We start from the raw sequence: 22,263 nt of genomic DNA, 5'->3' as shown, positions 1-22,263 counted from the left end.
GGCTTAAGCCCCCTTGATTAATTTGGCATTGAATTGGATGTACGACCAGCTGAGTTTGAAAAATACTTTGAGCAGCCAGGTGCTGAGCGTTGTCAGGATAACGCCTAAGCCGAAGCAAGCCAGCATGGCGAACCCGATGAATTGCAAATCGCTGCCGACCGTGCCCGTGCCCAGGAAGCTGCCCGCCATCCCGGCGACGGGAGCGACGATGAGCGCAAAGCCCGATACAAATAGCGCAATTAACGTTGCGAGAATGCCGAACCATGGGCCTACAACAAACAAAAGGTTGAAAAAGCCAAGCGTAATGGAAATGATAATCGCCTTAATGCCAGACTCCTGTTTAACCGGATAAGGGTAAGGAGGTTGAGGCGTATAATATGGATTTTCTTGAGGCGGCGGCGTGTAGGGGGGGATGCCTCCTGTTTCAGGTGCCTGTTTAGGCGGTGCTGCCGGTTCAGGTTTTGTATATGTTTTTTCTAACGGTGGCGCTTGGAAGGCAGGGGGAGTCTGTGGGCGCTGTGGAACTTGCGGAACTTTAGGAGCTTCTGGAGCGGGCTCTTTGGCTGCGCTCTTCACAGGCTCCGAATGGGTCGAGGCAGGCGCGTCCTTCTGCGCATCCCAGTTGGGTACGCGTGGGTAGCCAAGCGATTGCGCCACGTCATCCTCGTGCTTGCCGTTCTCAATCGCCTTTTGAAACAATTCTTCGTAGACCGATAATATATTTTGGCGCTCCTTCTCCGGAAGTCCGCGCAGTCGATAGTTTAGTTCTTTGAAATAATCAATCTTGCTCATCGTTCATCCTCCTTATTCGTATTGCGTATTCTTATCATAATAAAAAAAAGTCATAGTGACCTAGTAACTACAGTCACATGACCTTTGCAAGTTTTACGCTTTATCGGAAGGAGGGCCCTTTTACGCCGTCCTCTAAGATGGGTTGAGGAGGCTCGGCAGCGCCGTCTTCCGGTTTAATGTCGCCCCGGTTAGAGGCCACCAGGGTCGGTACGGGAGAATATTGGTCTTTCGAGACGAGTTCTTTGCTGACGACGGCGCCATTTTCCCTTTTGATCCGATAGGTTTCTACCTTATAGCCAGGTTTGCCCGTGCTGATAGGCCTCGTCGCGCCTGGCGCCAGACTTGCATTGTGCAAATATTTGACGGGGGGCTGAATCGTTTCTACAACGTTGGATTCAATCTCATAGCTTACCGAAGGGGACATGTGCCCGTATAGCTTAACGGTAACATCTCGATCCGTTGTAACTGTACGTATTAATAGGTACGCGTCGGTATTGTTGCGGAATTTGAAATTGATATACCCGTTGGCAAAGGTCGCATCTTGCCCGAGTGTCACATAGCTGACAGGCAGGGAGTGGTTGCGTCTTTCTACAATGGCCAGTCCGCTTCGCAGAACAGCATTGTACAGTGTTGTCGAAACTTGGCATATGCCGCCGCCGATGCCTGGGACAAGCTTGCCGTTTAGAATAACCGGCGCTTCTTTGTAGCCGAACTGGGTTTCGGTTTGGGCGATGATTTTGCTGTAATCAAACGTTTCTCCCGGAGCCATGAGCAAATCTTGAATCGACGCGGCGGTGGAGCGGATATTGTGAATCCGCCCTTCGCCTGAAGCGGGAAAGGTGGTTGTGAATTCGGATATTTTGCGATCGATGCCTTGCTTCTTCAAGGTGTCCACAGTTACCGCAGGACTTTGCTCGTACAAAGGGAGTGTCAGCCGAATCGGTGCGGCGTTATGAATGTAGGAAATGGAGGGGGCGATTTCTTTCAAATGTTCCCCCAAATGTACGGTATCGACGCGTAGCACCCTGCGCTCCGCTTCGTAGTTGAGCGTGTCTTGGGCAGTGACGATGCGTTTGGCCGGAGCAGGCTGCTGACTGTAGAGATCCTTCCAAGCCTCTTTCACCGAAGCGCTCAGCTGCGTTTGATTAACCTCGATCTCAAGCGGAATATCCGTATGACGAAGCTGCCAGCGTGCCTTTATTCGCTCGAGGGGCGAAGCTTGAAACAGCTGTTCAAGAGACTGGGTCAATCTGTCGTTATGATATTCGACGCCTAGCTGTCCCAGGGTCAATTGTCGATTGGCAATGTCCGGATAGGAGGTTTGCAGTTGAACGGGAAAGGCTGAGAGCAGCTGCAGCCTCTCTTCGTATTGTGCTTGAAACTTATCGTAAGGCATGCCGCCAACCCGCCAGCCAGCCACAGTGAATTTAGGAGGCAATGTGCTCTGAGAGCCATAGATGTATAAAGAGATGCTTACAGCACTTAACAATCCGAGGGTGACCGATACATAGAAGATTGCTTTTCTGATGTAGAGTGGCATGTACAGCAGCTCCTTTACATACGAATGAGTGAAAAAGCCTGTACTACCATATGTATCGTGCGCAAAGAGATTTTAGTACTTGCTCAACTCCTCAAAAAAACCGCCGAAATGAAGCTTCGGCGGTTTCGTGTTTTGTTTATTTGGTTCCTGTAAAGGTGATGCCTTTGATGAAAAACTTATTGCCGAATACATACACTAGCAGGGCTGGCAATGTGAAAATCATGGATGCCGCCATGATATAGTTCCAATATGAAATGTATTGGCCTTTAAATGTATTCAACCCTAGCGGGAGGGTGAACATAGCGCGCTCTGACATGAAGAGCAATGGTTTCAAGAATTCATTCCACGAACCCATGAAGGTGAAAATCGCCATAGCAGCGAGCGGCGGTCCAGCCAGCGGCAGCGCTACCCGGAAGAACATGCCGATACGGCTCATCCCGTCCATTTCAGCTGCTTCCTCTAGTTCCTTAGGGAAACTAATGAAAAATTGGCGCATCATGAAAATATAAGTGGCTTGCACCGCGGCTGGAATAATCAAAGAGCGAAAGCTGTTCAGCCATCCGAGGTCTTTGATGATCAAATATTGCGGAATAAGCGTAACTTTATCCGGCACCATCAGAATCGTTAAAATAAAGAAGAAAATAAGTTTATTGCCGGGGAAGTCGAAACGGGCTAAGGAATACCCGGCCAGCGAATTCAGCAGCAAGTTGAGCAGGGTAACGGAGACGCCCACCAGGACACTGTTTAGGAACCAGCGCGGGAACATTTGCTCGCTTGTGAAGATATATTTGTAATTATCAAGTGTAAAATGCTTGGGAATAAACGATAATCCGGTTGTAGAGATTTCCGCTAGCGTCTTGAACGAAGCGGAGAGCGCCCACAAGAACGGAATGATCGTGATTACCGCATAGAAAGCCAGCATGAGGTAGGTCAACACGCGTGCAATGGAGCGGGTTTTGGTTGCTTCCATATCGGGTCTCTCCTCTCTTAGTTCAATTTCTCGTCGCCGCCGAACAGTTTGCGTTGGATCAACGTCACAACCATGATGGCGCAGGTTAGCATGAAGGCCAAAGCGGAAGCGTAGCCCATGTCTAAGTTTTTAAAGGCATATTGATAAATCAAAAGAACGAGGGTCAGCGTAGAATTATCAGGGCCACCAGAGCCGTTAGATAAGATATAGGCCTGGTCGAAGAGCTGGAATGTTCCAATCAATCCCATCGTAACGACAAAGAAGGTTACAGGTTTGAGCATCGGGACTGTAATGGAGATGAACCGGCGCCAAGTTCCTGCGCCATCCAGCTCGGCCGCTTCATATAGCGTATCGGGAATATCCTGCAGCGCAGCCAAGTAAATCACCATAAATTGAGGCGCTGTGGAAAATATATTCATGATCATAATACCTTTGAGGGCGACACTCGGGTCTCCCAACCAGTTGTAGCTGTCCATGCCTATTAAATTAAGCAAATCGTTTAATAATCCATCGGATTTATAAAGCCACATGAAAATGAGCGTTAATACTGCGGACGAAGTGATCGTCGGCATAAAATAAACAACTCTGAAAAAATTGCGGAACTTAATTTTGGAATTCAGCACCGAAGCCATCAGCATGGCGACGATGGTTTGTATCGGAACGACATATATCGCATATTCAACGGTATTGCGGAGTCCAATCCAGGCGCGGTCATCGTCGGCAATTCGAGCGAAGTTGCGAAGTCCGATGAATTTGTAACTTACGCCGCCGAGCAGTTCCACCTTATGTAGAGAGAGGAACACGGCGTACAGAATAGGCAGCAAGAAGAAGGCCCCAAGTATAAGCAGAGACGGAGAAACGAACAAATATCCAGAAATCACGTCCCGCCATTTGCGGCGGTTCCAGCGTCGTTTCATAATAAAGCTCCCCCTTTCCTGAAAAAATACGTAAAAGAGGAAGGTTCTCCTCTTTTACGTTGCTATGCTTTATTTAATTACTTCGCAGCGGCAATTTCTTTATTGGCAGTATCTTGCGCTTTTTTGAGCGCTTCTTCCAACGTTACTTTGCCCTGATAAGCGGAAATAAATTGGTTGTTGAAGTTGTTCATAATTGTCGGCAATGTTTCTTTGGCTTGCCAAGGAATGGAGTAGGAGTTGCCGGCTACCAATGCAGCGCGCAGCGGATCTTTGTCGAATCCAAGTTCTTTGGATACGGATTTACGAGCAGGAAGCGCTAAGCCTTTGCTGGTCCAAGTTTTCATGCCTTCTTTGCCAGTCAAGTAGGAAATAAGTTCCCATGCTTCTTGTTTGTGTTTCGAGTTTTTGTTCATTACATAAGCAACGGTGTAAGCCATTGTCGCTTTTTTGCCGAAAGTGGTAGGAACTTCAGCTGTGCCAAAGTCTAGATCTTTGAAAGTGCTTTGCAGGTAAGGGATTGCCCAGTTTCCTTCAATGACCATGGATGCTTTGTGTTGACCGAACATTTCGCCGCCCCAGCCAGCGCCAACATCTTTCGGCTCGCCTGCGGACTTATCTTTCAAATGCATATCGACAACAGGCTGCAAGCCTTTCAACGCTTCAGGAGAAGCATAAGCCGCATTGCCATTATCGTCGGATACTTTACCGCCAGCAGCTTGGATCATGAACATTTGACGGGCAAGTTCAGGTGCAGCGCCAAATCCGTAGCGGGATACTTTGCCGCCGTCAGCTTTTGTTAATTTTTTAGCGGCGTCTTGAAGCTCTTCCCAAGTTGTAGGAACCTTCGTGATACCTGCTTCTGCAAAATCTTTTTTATTGTAGAAAAGGGCTAGTGTGGAAGTATCTTTCGGGAAGCCATAGGATTTATTGTCTTTCCCTTTGAATGCATTCACAAGCGGCTCTTCGAAATCAGCAACGTCAAATTCAGGCTTTACATAGCTGTCTAGCGGTTCAAGCACGTTTTTGGCAATGAGGCCCGGAGCTTCAAATGCATCCAGGAAGAAGACATCAGCGCCTTCGCCACCGACAAGACGAGTTTTGATTACATCCATGTATTGATCGGCAATCACATCGAACTTAACCGTAATGTTCGGATGTTTAGCTTGGAAATCTTTTAAAACTTGTTGGAACAAAGCTGTTTCTTCCGGACTGGAGCCCCAGCCGTTCAAAGTGATGGTAACGGGTTCTGCCGATTTAGGCGTAGTTGTTGCAGCAGATGTTGCAGGCGCCGATGGAGACGGTGTTGCGTTGTTCGTTGAGCTGCCACAGCCGGAAATCACGATCATGGATGATACAGCGGCGAGTGAAATGCCAGTAAGCCATTTTTTCATTGTAAGTCCTCCCTTTTTATATAGAGCTTGTTAAGATTGGTGGATCACTTGAAGTCCTGTTGTATTGTGCAGTACTTGGACTACCGTTGTTTGTGTCTGCGGGTTGAGCTGTACAGACAGGCTTAGCTTGCCTTGAGCGACCGTCATATTGCGAACGGTAAGTTCCGTCATGCCGGATGGAAGCACAGGATTCAAACGAATGGTACCGCCCAGCGTATCGGGCTCAATACCAAGCATCGTCTGCAAGAAGACCAGCGGCGTACCGGCTGCCCAAGCTTGCGGAGAGCAAGCGACCGGATAAGGGACAGGCTCGCCGATCGATTCGTCATATCCGCAATATAGTTCAGGCAGTCTATGGTATTCAAAGCTTTCGGCTGCTTTCATTAGGCCTTCGATGACTTGCATCGTTTCGGCTTTGTAGCCGCAGCGGCTCATACCGAGCAGAACGAGCGAGTTGTCGTGCGGCCAAATGCTGCCGTCATGGTAGCTCATCGGGTTATAACCGGCAGATTCCGTACTCATCGTACGAATGCCGTAGCCGCTGAACATGTCGGGAGCTACCAGTCTGCGTACCACTGCTGCAGCGCGATCCGGTTGCAGCATGCCGGACATGAGGACATGACCCGGGTTGGTCGTCACGGATTGAACTTGCTTCTTGTCAGCGTCCAGCGCGATGGCGTAGAAGCCTTCTTCTTCCATCCAGAAGCTGTTTTCAAAGCGTTGGCGAAGGTCTTCCGCGGAGCTTTCGAGCTCTTGCGCCATCGATTCTTTGCCCAGCTGGCGAAGAATTGGAGCCAGTTTCACTTTGGCCTGGTACACGTAGCCTTGCACTTCAGCGAGTGCGATTGGCGCTTTGGCATAGTCGCCATTGCTGTGTACGACGGAGTCGCCGGAATCTTTCCAACCTTGGTTGGCGATACCTTTCGACGATTTCTGGTAGTATTCCACAAAACGGTCGCCGTCTGCATCGCCATGCACGTCGATCCAGTTCAAGGCCTGCTCGATGTTCGGCATCAACTGCTCGATCAGGGCCGTATCACCGGTCCATTGCACATATTCTGCTGCAAGGAGCAGGAATAGAGGCGTTGCATCGATCGTTCCGTAGTACGGCGTGAAAGGAACCTGATTCGTTAGGGCCAGCTCGCCGTAGCGGATTTCGTGCATGATTTTGCCGGGCTCTTCATCACGCCAAACGTCATGCTTGGTTCCTTGATAAGAGGCCATGGTGAGCAAAGTGCCTTTAGCCACATTCGGCTCGGCAGAAAGCATTTGCAGCGCAGCGATTAAGCTGTCCCGTCCAAAGGGAACGGCATACCAAGGCAGTCCGGCAACAGGGAATTGTCCATGCCCGAGGTCGGTAAGGAGCACGCGCAAATCCTGCAGTCCGCGATCGTACAAATGATTGAACAGCGGCAGATTGCTTTCTACGGAAGTGGTGTTCGTGTCCCATGCTTGATAGGAAGCTTTCAACTGTGTAATTGCCTGCTCGGCAGGTACTTGCTTAGGTCCTTGGCCATCGATATAAGGAGCGATGAAGAAGGTCACGGATTGACGTTCTTTAGGAGCCAGCTCAAAATTGAATGCTACCGTGCTGTCTTCTTGAACCTTTGTTTCCTTGCGATCCCAGCCAATATGGGTTTGACGCTCGATACCGTCTGTACCTTTGTAGCGCTTGATCAGCTTCTGATCTTCTTGAAGGTCTGGAAGCATGTCACCGAAAGTTCCGTTCTGGAAGCCCCGAACGACGAACATGTCGGCGAAGTCGCTCTCGAAACGTGCCGTAAAGTCGAAAGCGACCCCTTTAGGATAAAAATTCGTGAAGGCAATCGTTTCGTATAAAGCGCCTTCATATATAAAACGTTGTCTTTCCAGTTCGATCGATTCTCTCCAAAGAATCAACTGCCCATCCGATTCCATATGAGGATTAGTCATACGAATGGTGGCGATATAGTTCGTTCCTGCGGAAGAACTAAGCAGAATCGGCGTCATGCCGTTAATACGAATTTCCATCGCGCTTAAAAAGCGGGTATCTTTCGTATATAAACCGTGTCCTGCAGCATTCCCAGCCGGAATATCGCCGGTTTTATCGGTCATGAGGAAGAGATCGTTCTCCTTGATGACGCGGTAATCCATTCAGGCCACCCCTTTTCTCTGTTATTCTTGATGATTTTTCAAGTTTCATTCGTTCCGAAACGTTTCGGGTCCAAGCAAAAAGAAAAGAAAATTAAATTCAGCAAGGCATAAGCTTGATAAATTTTCTTTTCCATTTTTTGAAAATAGACCGATGAAGTGTTTCCGAAACGTTTTGGTAAAGTACATTTTTGATTATACATAACGATGTAACCATTTTCAATCCCTTTTATTTATTTTTTAAGCGTTTACATTTGTTAATATTTAAGATTGAAACTAAATGGGGAATATATTAATATAGAAATTATATAAAAATCCGTAAAATACACTCCAAAACGTTTTGGACGAGGAGCGAGCACGCTACGAATGATTACAATTAAAGATATTGCCAGAGAGGCAGGCGTGTCTGTCACGACGGTATCTCGAGCGCTTAACGGATACAATGATGTTAATGATGATACCCGGAAGAAGATTCAGCTCATTGCGAGTGAGCTTGGCTATAGTCCTAATATGGCGGCGCGAAGCCTGATTTCGAAGAAAACCCAGACGCTCGGACTTCTGCTGTCCGGTATTACCCGCAGCAGCTCCAAGGACAGCATAGCTTTTGAAATTCTTTGCGGCATGAACGACCGGGCAGGCGAGCTGAATTATGATCTTATCTTATTCAGTACGACTCCGCAGAAGCAAGCGGCAAAGTCATACAAAGCACTCTGTCAGGAACGCGGGGTAGACGGTGTCATTATAATGGGCATTCGGCTGGACGACCCTTATCTCAAAGAAATTGTCAGTTCCAGCCTGCCCTGCGTACTGATCGATATTCCTTTTAAGAACAGCAATGTCGGCTATGTGACCTCGGACAATATTCAAGGTGCGTCGCGCATGACACAGTACTTGATTGAACAAGGGCACACGAAGGTGGCGCTCGTCAATGGCCATGCGCAAGCCGATGTCAGCATAAAGCGTCTGGACGGCTACAAGCAGGCGCTGAAGCAAGCTGGCATCGCTTTTAATCCGGAACTGGTACTCGATGGAGGCTTCTCGGATGAGGGAGCGCGTGATGCCACCTACAGGCTGATGTCCCAGCATCCGGACGTAACCGCTATTTTTTGCGCCAGCGACATCATGGCTCTCGGGACGATGCAAGCGCTTCGCGGGCTTGGGCTTGATATTCCTGGCGACGTCTCTGTTGCCGGATTCGACAACATTAGCATCTCCGCGTATTGTTCCCCCGCTCTAACGACAGTTAGCCAAAATCCCTATGAAATCGGGTATCAATCTGCTCAGATGATTATTGATATGCTGGAAGGCCGTCAAGTTACCAAGCAATTGGTTCTTCCTACTGAGCTTCTAATCCGTGCAAGTGCAGCAGCACCCAAAAAGACAACTAAAATGACAACTAAATAAACATTAGGACCGTCCTATACAGGGCGGTTTTTGCGTATGTTCTTTAAATCTACAAGAAAGTGTTATAATGACGGTATTCCCCATAAAATTCAGAACGATTTTAGAAGGAATTTCCGCTTTTGTGTCGAACTCTTAAAAGCTGTCTGTGCAGCAGAGAGACTTTGGGCTCCGCTCAAAGATCCCTAGACTAGGATGTGATATTGTGATCGAAATGCAGGACGTATGGAAAACGTACTCCAACGGTACTCATGCATTGAGAGGAATTAATGTAAAAGTAGACCGCAACGAGTTTGTCTATGTCGTCGGACCATCCGGCGCCGGTAAATCGACATTTATGAAATTGATGTATAGAGAAGAAAGACCGACTAAGGGTCAGATTTTCGTGAACGGGTTCAATTTAGAAAAGCTGAAGCAGCGTAAAATACCATTTTTACGTCGAAATATCGGAGTTATTTTCCAGGACTATCGCCTGCTTCCGAAACTGTCTATTTTCGAGAATGTGGCTTTTGCCATGGAAGTTATTGAGGCACCGAAGAAACAGATCAAGAAACGCACCATGGAGGTGCTTGAGCTTGTCAAGTTGAAGGACAAAGCGAATTCGCTGCCTTCACAGCTATCCGGCGGCGAGCAGCAGCGCGTAGCCATTGCCCGGGCAATAATCAACAACCCATCCGTCATTATCGCCGATGAACCGACAGGAAATCTCGACCCTGAGACGTCATGGGGCATTATGAAGCTGATGGAGGAAATTAATTTCCGCGGTACGACAATCGTCATGGCTACACATAACAAAGAGATTGTTAATACGATGCGTAAACGCGTCATTGCCATCGAGAATGGCCTTATTGCTCGTGATCAGGTACGGGGGGAATACGGCTATGAAGATTAGTACATTCTCCCGGCATTTACGTGAGGGTACGCGGAATGTCGTCCGGAACGGTTGGATGACGTTTGCGTCGATCAGTTCGATTGCCATCTCTTTATTCATTCTAGGCATCTTCGTCCTGATTACATTGAATGTGAACGATATTGCCGGTCAAATTGAAGATCAAGTTGAGATTAACGTTTACCTGGAAGTGAACACGCCTCAAGATCAAATAACTGCGCTGGAGACCCAAATACAAGGAATTCATGAAGTCAAAACGGTGAAGTTCGTCTCGAAAGAAGAGGGGCTTGTCTATTTGCGGCAAAAGCTGGGGGAAAGCGGAAAAGCTTTGCTGGAGGGCTTTGAAGGCGAAAACAATCCGCTCAATGACGCGTTCACGGTTGAAGTGGACGATCCGAGAAATGTAGCGGCCGTTGCCGATCAAATTAGCGCGCTTAATACAGGCAAGGATCCAAAGCCTATCTATAAAGTGAACTATGGCAAAGGGACTGTTGAAGCGTTATTCAAGGTAACGCAAATTGTACGCTGGGTTGGTTTCGGTATCGTGATTTTGCTCTCGTTTACAGCGGTTTTCTTGATTGCGAATACGATTAAAATTACGATTTTGGCCCGCCGGAAAGAAATTTCAATTATGAAAATGGTAGGAGCGACGAATTCCTTTATTCGTTGGCCGTTTTTTATAGAAGGTGCATTGTTAGGATTCGTAGGTTCTCTGATTCCCGCGGCGATCATTCTGGGTGGATATTGGAAGCTGTTGAATTTGAGTTCATTAAACTTGAACTTGTTGATGATTAAACTGACACCGTTTGGGGAAATTGCTCCGACGATGATTGCTTTGTTGTTAGGTATTGGGATCGTAATCGGAGTCTGGGGTTCCCTCATCTCCGTACGCAAATTCCTTCGCGTCTAATTATGGTGGCTTTAAAAGCCGGCTTTGATAACGAAGTTTCTCTTAGCAGCTTATTCGGCGTCGAATCTTGAATGTAAATGGGGTAGTCCGGTACTCATGCAGCTTGCTGCACTCCGTTCCTCCTACTCCCATTTGCGTCCAACCTTCTCGGTTCTGAAAGCCGACTTTTAAAGCTTTTATTTTTGTTTTCAAACATACATAGGTTAAGAGATTGCAAGATTGAGAGATTCCAAATAAGCATCATGTTTTTGATGATGAGGAGGCTACGTGCTTGAAGAAGAAGATTCTACCCTTGGTGTTGACACTTGGGATTGCGGCTTCGTTAGCAGTTCCATATGCGGGTCATGCCGCATCCACAACGGATAAGATCGATCAGCAGTTGACTCAGCTTAAGAAGCAGAAGGCAGACGCGCAGCAGAAGGCGAATGACGCCCAGAATCAGATAGATAAAGTGCATTCCGAGAAAGACCAAGCTACGAAGGATATGAAAACGCTCGTTGAACAAGTCAATGAGGCTAGCAAGAAGCTTACGCAGCTAAATGAGCAAATTGATCAGGTTTCCAATAACTTAGAGGAAAACGCGAAGCAGTTGGATGAGGCGATAGGTCGGGTGGAAAGCCGCGATCAAATGCTGAAATCCCGCGTGCGCTTAATGTATATGAACGGTTTTGTTTCGTACATGGACGTGGTTCTTAGCGCGACCAGTTTTTCTGATTTCTTGAATCGGATAGAAGCTTTAAAATCTATTGTAAATCAAGATAAAGTCGTACTAGAGGCGAACAAAAAAGATAAAGAGGTTGTCGCTCAGAAGAAGGAAGAGACGGAGCAGCAGCTCGTGAAGGTCAAAAAGCTTTACACCGATGCAGATGCTCTAAGAAGCGACCTGCAGGCGAAGGAAAAGGCGAAAGAAGTGAAGATTGCTTCTCTTTCCAAACAAGAGAGAGTTCTTGAAGATATTTCCGAAGAAAACGATAAGTTAATTACCCAATTAGCCAAGCAAGAAGCTGATCTGCAGGCGAAGAAGCGCGCAGCGACCAAAGCTAAGTCGCCCTTCACGTATGCGGGAGGCAAGCTGGGTTATCCTTTGGCCGTGCAGGCGCCGCTTACGTCTGATTTCGTATCGCGGATCAATCCGGTTACGGGCAAAGCGGAGAATCATAAAGGCATTGATCTCGGCGCGCCGAAAGGGACGAACATCCTGGCTGCCGAGAACGGTTCTGTCATCTATGCATCGTGGATGAACGGATACGGTAACTGTGTAATCGTCGATCACGGCAATGGGCTATGGACGCTGTACGGTCACATTATGAACGATGGCATTTATGTGAAAGTCGGCGATGTTGTCAAACGCGGCGAGAAAATTGCCGGCGTTGGCTCGACGGGGCAATCGACAGGGAATCATTTGCATTTCGAGGTTAGGCTGAATGAGGTTCCAACCGATCCTAAACCGTTCTTGCGATAGGACAACTTGGTTATAAAACGGGAAGAGCTTGTCATATACTACAAGCAAGACGGGAAAAAGGTGGTGGATCACGCTTTGCAATTCAAGGGACGCACGGTCATTGTATTTGTTTTGTTAGCTATGTTTGCAAGCAGTATTGTCACATTGACGATTGTGGATTCATCCTTCTCATGGGGACGAAATGAAAAGCCGGCGGGCAGCGCATCCGCCTCTCTAGGATCATCGTCCGGACTTTCGAACAAGGATTTGAGCAAAATCGCAACAACCTTTCAGTTGATCGAAAGTAAATATTTGAAGCAGCCGGATCATGATAAGCTGGTTAACGGCGCGATCAACGGGATGCTGGAATCCTTGGAAGATCCGTTCACCGTATATATGGATCAAAAGGAAGCGAAGCAGTTCGATGAGAGTATTACATCCTCTTTTCAAGGCATAGGAGCCGAGGTATCGATTGAGGAAGGCAAGTTCGTCATCGTGTCTCCAATTAAGGGCTCTCCTGCGGAGAAGGCGGGCATTCAGGCCAAAGACGTCATCGTTTCGGTGAACGGCGAGAAGCTGGACGGCCTCACGCTGAACCAGGCGGTTATGAAGATCCGCGGTCCCAAAGGGACGCAAGCGAAGCTTGATTTGCTTCGTCAAGGCGCAGGCGATCCGGTTCAAGTGATCGTGGTGAGGGATAACATTGACGTTGAAACCGTGTATGGCGAAATGCTGCAGGATCAGATCGGGAAAATTGAAATTCGTCAATTCTCTTCCAATACGGCGGTGCGTTTTGCTGAAGAACTGAAAAATCTCGAAGCGAAAGGCATGAAAGGACTCGTTATCGATGTGCGTAACGATCCGGGCGGTCTTCTGAACGTTGTTGTCGACATTGTTAATCCCTTCGTGAAAAGCGGCAAGCCGATCGTTCAAGTCGAGAATCGCGACGGCAAGCGCGAGCCGACGCCGTCTACGGGGACAGGCAAGAATTATCCGGTTACCGTCCTGATTAATAAGGGCAGCGCGAGTGCTTCGGAAATCTTGGCAGGCGCGTTCCAGGAAGCGGTCGGAAGCAAAATTGTCGGGGAAACTTCCTACGGGAAAGGGACGGTTCAAGTCACTTTCGAGAAGGAGATGGGCGACGGCAGCAACATCAAGATGACCGTGTACAAATGGTTGACGCCGAACGGCAATTGGATTCATAAAACAGGCATCCAGCCGGACATCGCAATCGAACAGCCAGCTTATTTCAAAGCAGCTCCGCTTTCCAAGAAAAGCGTGCTGAAACAAGACATGACAAGCGAGGATGTGAAAAATCTACAGCTGATGCTTGCAGGTCTTGGCTTTAATCCTGAGCGTTCGGACGGTTACTTCAGCGATAAGACAGCGACAGCCGTGAAAGCTTTCCAACGGACGAACGGCTTGCCGATGACCGGCGAGGTAGATACGGAAACAGCGAATAAAATCGAGAAGCTGCTGCTGGTGCAGATTCGCGAGCCTAAGAACGATTTGCAGCTGAAAGCTGCGATCGGGCAAATTCAAAAGCAGCTCGGGAAGTAATTAATTACTGGTGAGATGCTGGAAATTGACGGTGCAAGGCAGGAAATGAGCCCTCGCAGTCGAAATATTATAGGAAGGGTGCTTCGGCATCCTTCCTATTTCTTTTTATCGAGGAGACCGGAATCGTTATGGATGTTCTGATTCAACTCTTGGACAGACTGCTTTACGCAGTGGGTCAGTTGTTTGCGAATCCTTTCTACTATATAGGCATTTTATTTATCGTGCTGCATTACCGTAAGCAAATTCAATTGGAGCGTAAGCTGTTTCATACACGGCTCCATTCCTTGTTGAATGAGACATGGCGAACCGTGCTTTGGGGATGGATTGGCGGGATAAGCGCCTCTGTGCTCCTGCTGTTCGTTGGGGTGAATATTCAAGCTGATGTAGTTATTCTATTATGGGCGATAACCGTCGTTTTGATCTTGCTTCGGGTGAGATTTTTGTGTTTGGCTTATGCGGTCGGAATTCTGGGAATCGTCCAAGCGATTGTATCTTGGATACCGGATACCGCAAGTTTGAAAGAAACTCTGCCCATGCTGGATATTGTCGAAAAAGCCGACATCCCTTCTTTGCTGGCGGTGGTCGCCATTCTTCATCTCCTGGAGGGGATGCTTACGCACTTCCAAGGAGCGCGTATGGCGACTCCGCTATTCCTAGAGGGGAAGCGGGGGCAAATCATCGGAGCCCAACAGCTGCAAGGCTTCTGGCCTGTGCCTTTATTCTTGCTCGTACCTATGGCAGATGGAAGCGGGTTAAGCCTTCCTTGGGGAACGCTGTTCGGTGCGAACCTTGCCTCGGGTTGGACGCTTCTTGCTTTTCCGGCCATGATCGGTTTTACGGAATTGACGATCTCGAAGCTGCCCCGCAAACAAGCGCGAGCTAGCGCAAACTTGCTCTACTTGTACGGCCTGATCCTATTGGCTGCTGCGGTTGCCGTTCACTTTTGGCCGCCGGCTATGCTGGTTGGCGCTTTGCTGAGCATTGCGCTGCACGAAGGATTGATCCGCTATAACCGATGGACGGAAGCGAAGCGGATTCCTTTCTATGTACACTCTTCGCGGGGGCTCATGGTACTGTCCGTGGTCCCGAACAGTCCGGCGCAGGAGCTGGGGATCCAAACCGGAGAAATCATTCATAAAGTAAATGGTCACAAGATTAAAACCAAGACCGATTTGCACTTGGCTATGGGACTTAATTCGGCTTTCTGCAGGCTGGAGGTGCTGAATGAGGAAGGCGAGGTCCGCTTTCTGCAGCGGGCGATTTTTAACGGGGATCATCATCAGCTGGGCATCATTTTAGCCCCGGATCAGGAGGCGCTTTACTTCACGGAGTATAGGCCCGTACACCTCTTTTCCTATTTGCGCGGCAAATTAACCGGTTTGTTATCCAATGATTCGACGAAATCGATGTAAGGATAGAAAGAAGAAGACCCTATCTCTCTTGAGTTGAGAGGCAGGGTCTTCGTTTATTTAGCTATATGGGTTGGAGTCAGCCCGTCACGCAGAACGACGATTTCGACGCGGCGGTTTTTGCTGCGGTTCTCATCGCTGTCGTTTGGAACTTTGGGCATCGTATCCGCATACGCTGTGGCAATGAATTTGCTGTCATCCAGCTTGGCGGTATCGCTGAAATAGCGCAGCACCGAAAGGGAACGAGCGAATGAGAGTCCCCAGTTATCTTTGTAAGGCGAGCCTGTCGCGAGCGGCAAATTGTCCGTATGCCCCTCGATGCTCACCTTGCTGTTCAGCGTTGGGAAGAGCGAAGCGAGCTTTTGCAAAACAGGTGCGGAAGCTGCTTTCAGATCTGCTTTTCCGAGATCGAACAGGAACAAATCATTCAGCGTAATAGCTACACCGCGGTCTGTATCGCTGGCAGACACCTGCGCCTCCAGGTTTTGGTCTTTGATATAAGCCTGTACTTGTTTCAAAAGATCTTGAAGTTCTTTCTCGCGTTTGTCTTTCTCGTTATTATCGGGCTTGGATTTATCTTTTTCTTCCTTCTGATCATTCAGATTCTGCTTGGTGTAGTCTTTGTCTTTGCTGTCGGAATCGCCCTGTTTCGGAGTCATTTGACCGCTGATGCCCTGCCCTTTATCCAGTACGGAATCGGCTTTCTGGAACTGCATGTTTAATACCTGCGCCAGAACGGCATACTTTTGAACATCGACCTTACTCATTGCATACATAATGATGAAGAAAACGAGCAGAAGGGTGATTAAGTCAGCATAGGTAATGAGCCATCGTTCATGATTGACATGCTCTTCCTGCTTTTTACCTCTCCGCGCCATAATCGGCTTCCTCCTCTGCAATCGGTGCTTTATTGGACGACTTATCGTGGAGGAAGGAAGTCAGTTTTTTCTTAATTAATTGCGGATTCTCGCCGGCTTGCAGAGCAAGAATGCCTTCAAGCATCAGTTCCATTTCGGCAACCATTTCTTTGCCGCGCACTTTTATTTTGGTTGCCAGCGGAAGATAGATTAAGTTGGCGCTCATAACGCCATATAGGGTCGCTGTGAAAGCGACTGCGATAGCAGGACCGAGACTCGACGGATCTTCGAGATTGCCTAGAACATGAATGAGTCCCATAACCGTTCCCACAATTCCCATCGTTGGCGCGTAGCCGCCTCCGGCTTCGAATACTTTGGCCATATTATCGACCTGATGCTCAATCGCATCCATTTCCAGTTCGAGAATTTGTCTGGTCAATTCGGGATCTGTTCCGTCTACGACCATGAGCAAACCGTCTTTAAGAAAAGGGTTCGTATGCTCCTGAGCGCGCTGTTCGAGAGCCAGTACGCCTTCTCTTCTGGCAACGGAAGCCATATCGACAAGCTCTTCAATCGTAGCTGAGGGGTCTCTCTTTACTTCTTTGAAGGCAATGCCCAGCGCTTTAGGAATTTTGGCTAAAATAGAAAAAGGGAAAGAGACCGCTACAGCTCCAAAAGTTCCTCCGAAAACAATTAACATCGCACTCGGGATAATCAATGAATTAATGTGGCCGCCATCCCACATGTAACCTCCGATTAATCCTACAAGACCTAAGATTAAGCCTAAAACCGTTGTCAAATCCATGACTGTACCACTCCTATTTGCATAAAAAGAATTGGGGGCCCTGCAGGAAGCCTGATGAAATCGTGTTGATACCTCATCTTGGTGTATTCAGGCGTAACAGATATTGCCGTTTGCATCAAAGATTTAAAAAGAGTATAATGGAAAAACCAGAACAAACATTCTTATGATGAATTCCAAGGATTGCCATCATATATGTACGACATGTTCCATAACCTTCTTTATCGGAAAGACAAAAACGAAAATGAATAGGCTAAAAGTCCGATATATTACCAATAAGTGTAGGTGATCAGTGATGAGTGAACTTGTTAAGAGCTCTAAGAAATTTGAGCTTGTTTCTGATTTTGCTCCGCAAGGGGATCAGCCCAAAGCAATTGAGGAAATTGTTCAGAGTATTCAAGCCGGCAACAGACATCAGACGCTCCTGGGAGCTACGGGGACAGGGAAAACGTTCACTGCGGCGCAAGTGATTGCCAAGTTGAACCGCCCTACCTTGATTATTGCGCACAATAAAACATTAGCCGCACAGCTGTGCAGCGAATTCAAAGAGTTTTTCCCCCATAATGCCGTCTCCTACTTTGTTAGTTATTATGATTACTACCAGCCTGAAGCCTACATTGCCTCCTCTGACACCTACATTGAGAAAGATTCCAGCATCAATGAAGAGATCGATAAGCTTCGCCACTCGGCGACGAGCTCCTTATTTGAGCGCCGTGACGTTATTATCGTTGCGAGTGTATCGTGTATTTATGGCTTGGGTTCTCCGATCGAATACGGAAACTTGCTGCTTTCTTTACGCGTAGGGATGGAGAAGTCGCGCAACGAGATTTTGCACCGGCTAGTCGACATTCAATATCAGCGGAATGATTTGAATTTCGTCCGCGGGACGTTTCGCGTGCGCGGCGATGTCGTTGAGATTTTCCCGGCATCGCATGGCGAACAGGCGGTAAGGGTCGAATTATTCGGAGATGAGATCGAGCGGATTACGGAGATCAACGTACTTACGGGCGAGATTGTCGGCGAACGGGAACATATCGCGATTTTCCCGGCGTCTCACTTTGTAACGCATGAGGATACGATGAAGCGCGCATTGGTGAACATTGAGCAGGAGCTGGAAGAGCGTCTTGCCGAGCTTAAGGAGCAAGGAAAGCTGCTTGAAGCGCAGCGACTGGAACAGCGGACGCGCTATGATATGGAAATGATGCAGGAGATGGGCTTTTGCTCAGGCATTGAGAATTATTCAGGGCCGCTGACCTTCCGTGAGCGCGGAGCTACGCCTTACACGCTTATAGATTATTTCCCGGACGATATGCTGTTCATGGTGGATGAGTCTCACGTGACGCTGCCGCAAATCCGTGCGATGTATAACGGGGACAGAGCCAGAAAAGAAGTGCTGGTCGAGCATGGCTTCCGATTGCCCTCTGCGCTGGATAACCGTCCACTGCGTTTTGAGGAATTCGAGGAGAAAGTCAACCAGATTTTATATATATCGGCAACGCCGGGGCCATACGAATTAGAGCATTGCCCGCATATGACGCAGCAAATTATTCGACCTACGGGCTTGTTGGATCCTATTATTGAAGTCAGACCGACTAAGGGTCAAATCGATGATCTGATTGCGGAAATTCAAGAGCGGATTCGGAAAGACGAGCGTGTGCTCGTTACGACGCTGACGAAGAAGATGTCGGAGGATTTAACCGACTACTTCAAGGAAATCGGCATTAAGGTCCGATATTTGCATTCGGATATTAAAACGTTTGAGAGGATGCAGATTTTACGCGATCTGCGCTTGGGAACCTTTCATGTGCTTGTTGGGATCAACCTGCTTAGGGAAGGTCTTGATTTGCCGGAGGTATCCCTTGTCGCCATTCTCGATGCGGATAAAGAAGGATTCCTGCGGTCTGAGCGTTCCATGATTCAAACCATTGGCCGTGCGGCTCGTAACGCAGATGGCCGGGTTATTATGTACGGCGATAAGATTACGGAATCCATGGACAAAGCGATCCGCGAGACGAGTCGCCGCCGCAGCATTCAGGAAGCCCATAACGAGAAGATGGGAATTACGCCGCAAACGATCGCGAAGAAAATTCGCGATGTGATTGAAGCTACGAAAGTGGCTGAACAGAAAGCTGACTATTTGACCGATGTAAAGGGTGCGAAGATGTCGAAGAAAGACCGTGCATCCTTGATCGAGCGCCTGGAAGGCGAAATGAAAGAAGCAGCGAAGAATCTGCAGTTCGAACGGGCGGCACAGCTGCGTGACGCTATTATGGAAATGAAAGCTGAGGCCTAAGGGCTTCAGCTTCACATAGGAGAGGAAGGTTACCCGTGTCTAGAGATCAAATCGTCATTAAAGGAGCTAGGGCTCATAATCTGAAAAATATTGATGTCACGATTCCGCGCGATAAGTTCGTTGTTTTAACGGGATTAAGCGGATCGGGCAAATCGTCGCTGGCCTTTGATACGATCTATGCCGAGGGGCAGCGCAGATACGTTGAATCGTTGTCTGCATATGCCAGACAATTTCTAGGCAATATGGATAAGCCGGACGTAGATTCTATTGATGGTCTATCCCCGGCAATTTCTATTGATCAGAAGACAACAAGCCGGAATCCGCGTTCCACCGTTGGGACTGTCACAGAAATTTATGATTACCTGCGTTTGCTATTCGCTCGTATTGGACGGCCTCATTGCCCGACGCATGGCATTGAGATTACATCGCAAACCGTGGAACAAATGGTAGACCGCATCATGGAGTACCCGGAGCGCACAAAGCTCCAAATTCTTGCTCCTCTCGTTTCAGGCCGCAAAGGCGAGCATGCGAAGCTTTTTACCGACGTTCAGAAACAGGGTTTCGTCCGGGTTCGCGTGAATGGCGAGACAATGGATCTCGGGGAAAAGATTGAACTCGACAAGAACAAAAAGCACACGATCGATGTTGTTGTTGACCGAATCGTAATTAAAGAGGATGTACAAACACGTCTGGCCGATTCGTTAGAAACGGCGCTTAAACTTGCGAACGGACGAGTTATTGTCGATGTGATCGACCAAGAAGAGCTGATGTTTAGCCAGAATCTAGCGTGTCCGGAATGCGGCTTTAGCGTGGAAGAACTGGCGCCGAGAATGTTTTCCTTTAACTCCCCTTTCGGGGCTTGTTCCGAATGTGACGGACTTGGCAGTCAGATGATTGTTGACCCTGAATTGCTCGTGCCGGATACGAAGCTAACGATTGAAGAGGGCGCGTTTGAAGCCTGGGCAGGCAGCACGTCCAACTATTATCCGCAGTTTCTTGCCGCAGTGTGTGAACACTACGCGATTCCGCGTACAGTGCCCGTAGCTGAGCTGTCGAGTGAACAAATGAAGGTCATTCTCTATGGCACCGGCGGGGAGAAGATACGCTTCCGCTATGAGAACGATATGGGAGCGACCAAAGAGGCGTTGGTTCCTTTCGAAGGTATCATTCGCAACTTGGAACGCAGATTCAAAGATACGTTCTCTGAGGGTATCAGAGAACATATTCAGACATATATGAGCACGAAGCCCTGTCCGAAGTGCAAGGGGCAGCGACTGAAACCCGAAACGCTTGCCGTGACGATCAATGGCAAGAATATCGCGCATGCCACCTCTCTCTCGATCGGAGAAGCGGAGGAATGGTTCAAAGGTTTGAACCTGAATGAGAAAGAGCAGACGATTGCCAACCTGATTCTTAAAGAAATCAGAGCGCGCCTAGGATTTCTTGTGAACGTAGGCCTTGATTACTTAACGATGCATCGTTCGGCGGGTACGCTGTCAGGCGGAGAAGCACAGCGGATTCGGCTCGCAACGCAGATCGGCTCCAGCTTAATGGGCGTTCTTTATATTTTGGATGAGCCCAGCATCGGGCTGCATCAGCGGGATAATACGCGTCTGATCCAGACGCTGGAACATATGCGCAACCTCGGCAATACGCTGATTGTCGTAGAGCATGATGAAGACACGATGATGGCTGCCGATTATATTATCGATATCGGACCGGGAGCAGGTATACACGGCGGGCAAGTCATTGCTCAAGGCACGCCGACGGAATTGATGGCGGACGACAACTCGCTTACAGGGCAGTATCTGAGCGGCAAGAAGTTCATTCCGATTCCCGCTGCGCGCAGGAAGCCGAACGGCAAGTGGATCGAGGTCAAAGGGGCCAAGGAAAACAATTTGCGCAACGTATCGGCTAAAGTGCCCCTGGGCGTGTTCACCTGCGTGACTGGCGTATCCGGCTCCGGGAAAAGTACGTTGATCAACGAAATTTTGTTTAAAACGCTGGCTCGCGATTTGAATGGAGCGAAGGTCCGCCCTGGCGAACATAAAGAGATCATCGGACTTGAGCATGTCGACAAGGTCATTGATATCGATCAATCGCCGATTGGCCGTACGCCTCGTTCGAATCCAGCGACGTATACAGGCGTCTTCGATGATATTCGCGACGTATATGCCAATACGAATGAAGCCAAGGTACGCGGCTACAAGAAAGGCCGCTTTAGCTTTAACGTGAAGGGCGGCCGCTGCGAGGCTTGTCGAGGCGATGGCATTATTAAGATTGAGATGCACTTCCTGCCAGACGTTTATGTGCCTTGTGAAGTGTGCAAGGGCAAGCGGTACAACCGTGAGACGTTGGAAGTGAAATATAAAGGAAAGAGCATCTCGGAAGTGCTCCAGATGACGATTGAAGACGGCTGCGAGTTCTTCAAGAACTTGCCGCGGATTCATCGGAAGCTGACGACGCTTCTGGATGTGGGGCTGGGCTACATGACGCTCGGCCAGCCGGCAACGACGCTGTCCGGGGGCGAAGCCCAGCGCGTGAAGCTCGCGGCGGAGCTGTACCGCCGCAGCACGGGCAAGACGATCTACATCCTGGATGAGCCCACAACGGGGCTCCACATCCATGATATCGATCGTCTGCTGAAGGTGCTTCACCGCCTCGTGGAGAGCGGTGAAACCGTGCTTGTCATCGAGCACAACCTCGATGTGATCAAGACGGCGGACCACCTCATCGATCTGGGCCCCGAAGGCGGCAGCCGAGGCGGCCTGATCGTGGCTTCCGGTACGCCGGAAGACGTGGTGAAAGTGGCCGGATCTTACACCGGCCAGTATTTGAAACCGATCCTCGAACGGGATCGGGAGCGCTCGGAGAACTATGCGAAGCGGTTAGAAGTGTTGGAAGAATCGGTCGGCTAAGCGGCCGATTTGCAGCGAGGTCCCACGGACGAGTGCCGTGGGG

16 protein-coding genes are annotated in these 22,263 nt (G+C 48.8%); 8 read left to right on the top strand and 8 right to left on the bottom strand.

Annotated features, from left to right (window positions below; translation table 11 throughout):
• Positions 1–3: 3 nt before the first annotated feature.
• The 6 genes from AC3WRW_RS09555 to AC3WRW_RS09530 all read right to left on the bottom strand — a co-directional run bounded on the left by AC3WRW_RS09555 (position 4) and on the right by AC3WRW_RS09530 (position 7,743).
• On the bottom strand, positions 4–792 hold the full coding sequence (locus tag AC3WRW_RS09555) for an HAAS signaling domain-containing protein (RefSeq protein WP_492546102.1): 789 nt from the start codon (positions 790–792) through the stop codon (positions 4–6).
• Positions 793–892: 100 nt separating this feature from the next.
• Positions 893–2,332 carry a VanW family protein gene (locus tag AC3WRW_RS09550; RefSeq protein WP_492546101.1) on the bottom strand — a complete coding sequence of 480 codons (1,440 nt, stop codon included), beginning with the start codon at positions 2,330–2,332 and terminating at the stop codon, positions 893–895.
• 136 nt (positions 2,333–2,468) lie between these two features.
• Entirely contained in the window at positions 2,469–3,302 is an 834-nt protein-coding gene (locus AC3WRW_RS09545) for a carbohydrate ABC transporter permease (RefSeq protein WP_492546100.1), read from the bottom strand.
• 17 nt (positions 3,303–3,319) lie between these two features.
• Positions 3,320–4,219 (bottom strand): carbohydrate ABC transporter permease, encoded by a 900-nt coding sequence (locus AC3WRW_RS09540; RefSeq protein WP_171683307.1) that lies wholly within the window; start codon positions 4,217–4,219, stop codon positions 3,320–3,322.
• A 77-nt stretch (positions 4,220–4,296) separates the two neighbouring features.
• Positions 4,297–5,610 (bottom strand): ABC transporter substrate-binding protein, encoded by a 1,314-nt coding sequence (locus AC3WRW_RS09535; protein WP_492546099.1) that lies wholly within the window; start codon positions 5,608–5,610, stop codon positions 4,297–4,299.
• A gap of 30 nt (positions 5,611–5,640) precedes the next feature.
• Positions 5,641–7,743 carry an amylo-alpha-1,6-glucosidase gene (locus tag AC3WRW_RS09530; RefSeq protein WP_492546098.1) on the bottom strand — a complete coding sequence of 701 codons (2,103 nt, stop codon included), beginning with the start codon at positions 7,741–7,743 and terminating at the stop codon, positions 5,641–5,643.
• A 363-nt stretch (positions 7,744–8,106) separates the two neighbouring features.
• On the opposite strand from AC3WRW_RS09530, the gene AC3WRW_RS09525 reads away from it, so the two are divergent.
• From AC3WRW_RS09525 to AC3WRW_RS09500, 6 genes are all read left to right on the top strand, one after another.
• Positions 8,107–9,144, top strand: coding sequence for a LacI family DNA-binding transcriptional regulator (locus tag AC3WRW_RS09525; protein ID WP_492546097.1), 1,038 nt, complete (start codon positions 8,107–8,109; stop codon positions 9,142–9,144).
• Between the two features lie 202 nt (positions 9,145–9,346).
• Positions 9,347–10,033 (top strand): cell division ATP-binding protein FtsE, encoded by a 687-nt coding sequence (ftsE, locus tag AC3WRW_RS09520; protein WP_492546096.1) that lies wholly within the window; start codon positions 9,347–9,349, stop codon positions 10,031–10,033.
• Positions 10,023–10,940: a permease-like cell division protein FtsX gene (gene ftsX / locus AC3WRW_RS09515; RefSeq protein ID WP_492546095.1), complete on the top strand. Its 918-nt coding sequence runs from the start codon at positions 10,023–10,025 to the stop codon at positions 10,938–10,940. The genes ftsE and ftsX overlap by 11 nt, the downstream gene beginning before the upstream one ends.
• Before the next feature lie 271 nt (positions 10,941–11,211).
• Positions 11,212–12,402, top strand: a complete 1,191-nt coding sequence (locus tag AC3WRW_RS09510; protein WP_492546094.1) for a murein hydrolase activator EnvC family protein — start codon at positions 11,212–11,214, stop codon at positions 12,400–12,402.
• 75 nt (positions 12,403–12,477) lie between these two features.
• Positions 12,478–13,941, top strand: coding sequence for a S41 family peptidase (locus tag AC3WRW_RS09505; RefSeq protein WP_492546193.1), 1,464 nt, complete (start codon positions 12,478–12,480; stop codon positions 13,939–13,941).
• Between the two features lie 128 nt (positions 13,942–14,069).
• Positions 14,070–15,353 carry a PDZ domain-containing protein gene (locus AC3WRW_RS09500; RefSeq protein ID WP_492546093.1) on the top strand — a complete coding sequence of 428 codons (1,284 nt, stop codon included), beginning with the start codon at positions 14,070–14,072 and terminating at the stop codon, positions 15,351–15,353.
• 53 nt (positions 15,354–15,406) lie between these two features.
• Here AC3WRW_RS09500 and AC3WRW_RS09495 read toward each other — a convergent pair whose 3' ends face one another.
• Together AC3WRW_RS09495 and AC3WRW_RS09490 are read right to left on the bottom strand one after the other, a co-directional pair.
• Positions 15,407–16,228 carry a flagellar motor protein MotB gene (locus tag AC3WRW_RS09495; RefSeq protein WP_492546092.1) on the bottom strand — a complete coding sequence of 274 codons (822 nt, stop codon included), beginning with the start codon at positions 16,226–16,228 and terminating at the stop codon, positions 15,407–15,409.
• A complete protein-coding gene (locus tag AC3WRW_RS09490; protein ID WP_492546091.1) occupies positions 16,212–17,012 on the bottom strand; it encodes a flagellar motor protein in 801 nt (266 codons plus the stop codon). Before AC3WRW_RS09490 ends, AC3WRW_RS09495 begins: the two co-directional genes overlap by 17 nt.
• Before the next feature lie 292 nt (positions 17,013–17,304).
• Between AC3WRW_RS09490 and uvrB the strand changes: the two genes are divergently transcribed.
• Both uvrB and uvrA read left to right on the top strand, forming a co-directional pair.
• Positions 17,305–19,302 carry an excinuclease ABC subunit UvrB gene (gene uvrB, locus AC3WRW_RS09485; protein ID WP_492546090.1) on the top strand — a complete coding sequence of 666 codons (1,998 nt, stop codon included), beginning with the start codon at positions 17,305–17,307 and terminating at the stop codon, positions 19,300–19,302.
• A gap of 35 nt (positions 19,303–19,337) precedes the next feature.
• Entirely contained in the window at positions 19,338–22,220 is a 2,883-nt protein-coding gene (gene uvrA / locus AC3WRW_RS09480; protein WP_492546089.1) for an excinuclease ABC subunit UvrA, read from the top strand.
• The last annotated feature ends 43 nt before the right edge of the window (positions 22,221–22,263 follow it).

The organism is Paenibacillus sp. FW126-R14, assembly GCF_058789495.1.
Note: the sequence above shows the minus strand (reverse complement) of the source record. Positions and strands in the feature narration are given on the sequence as shown.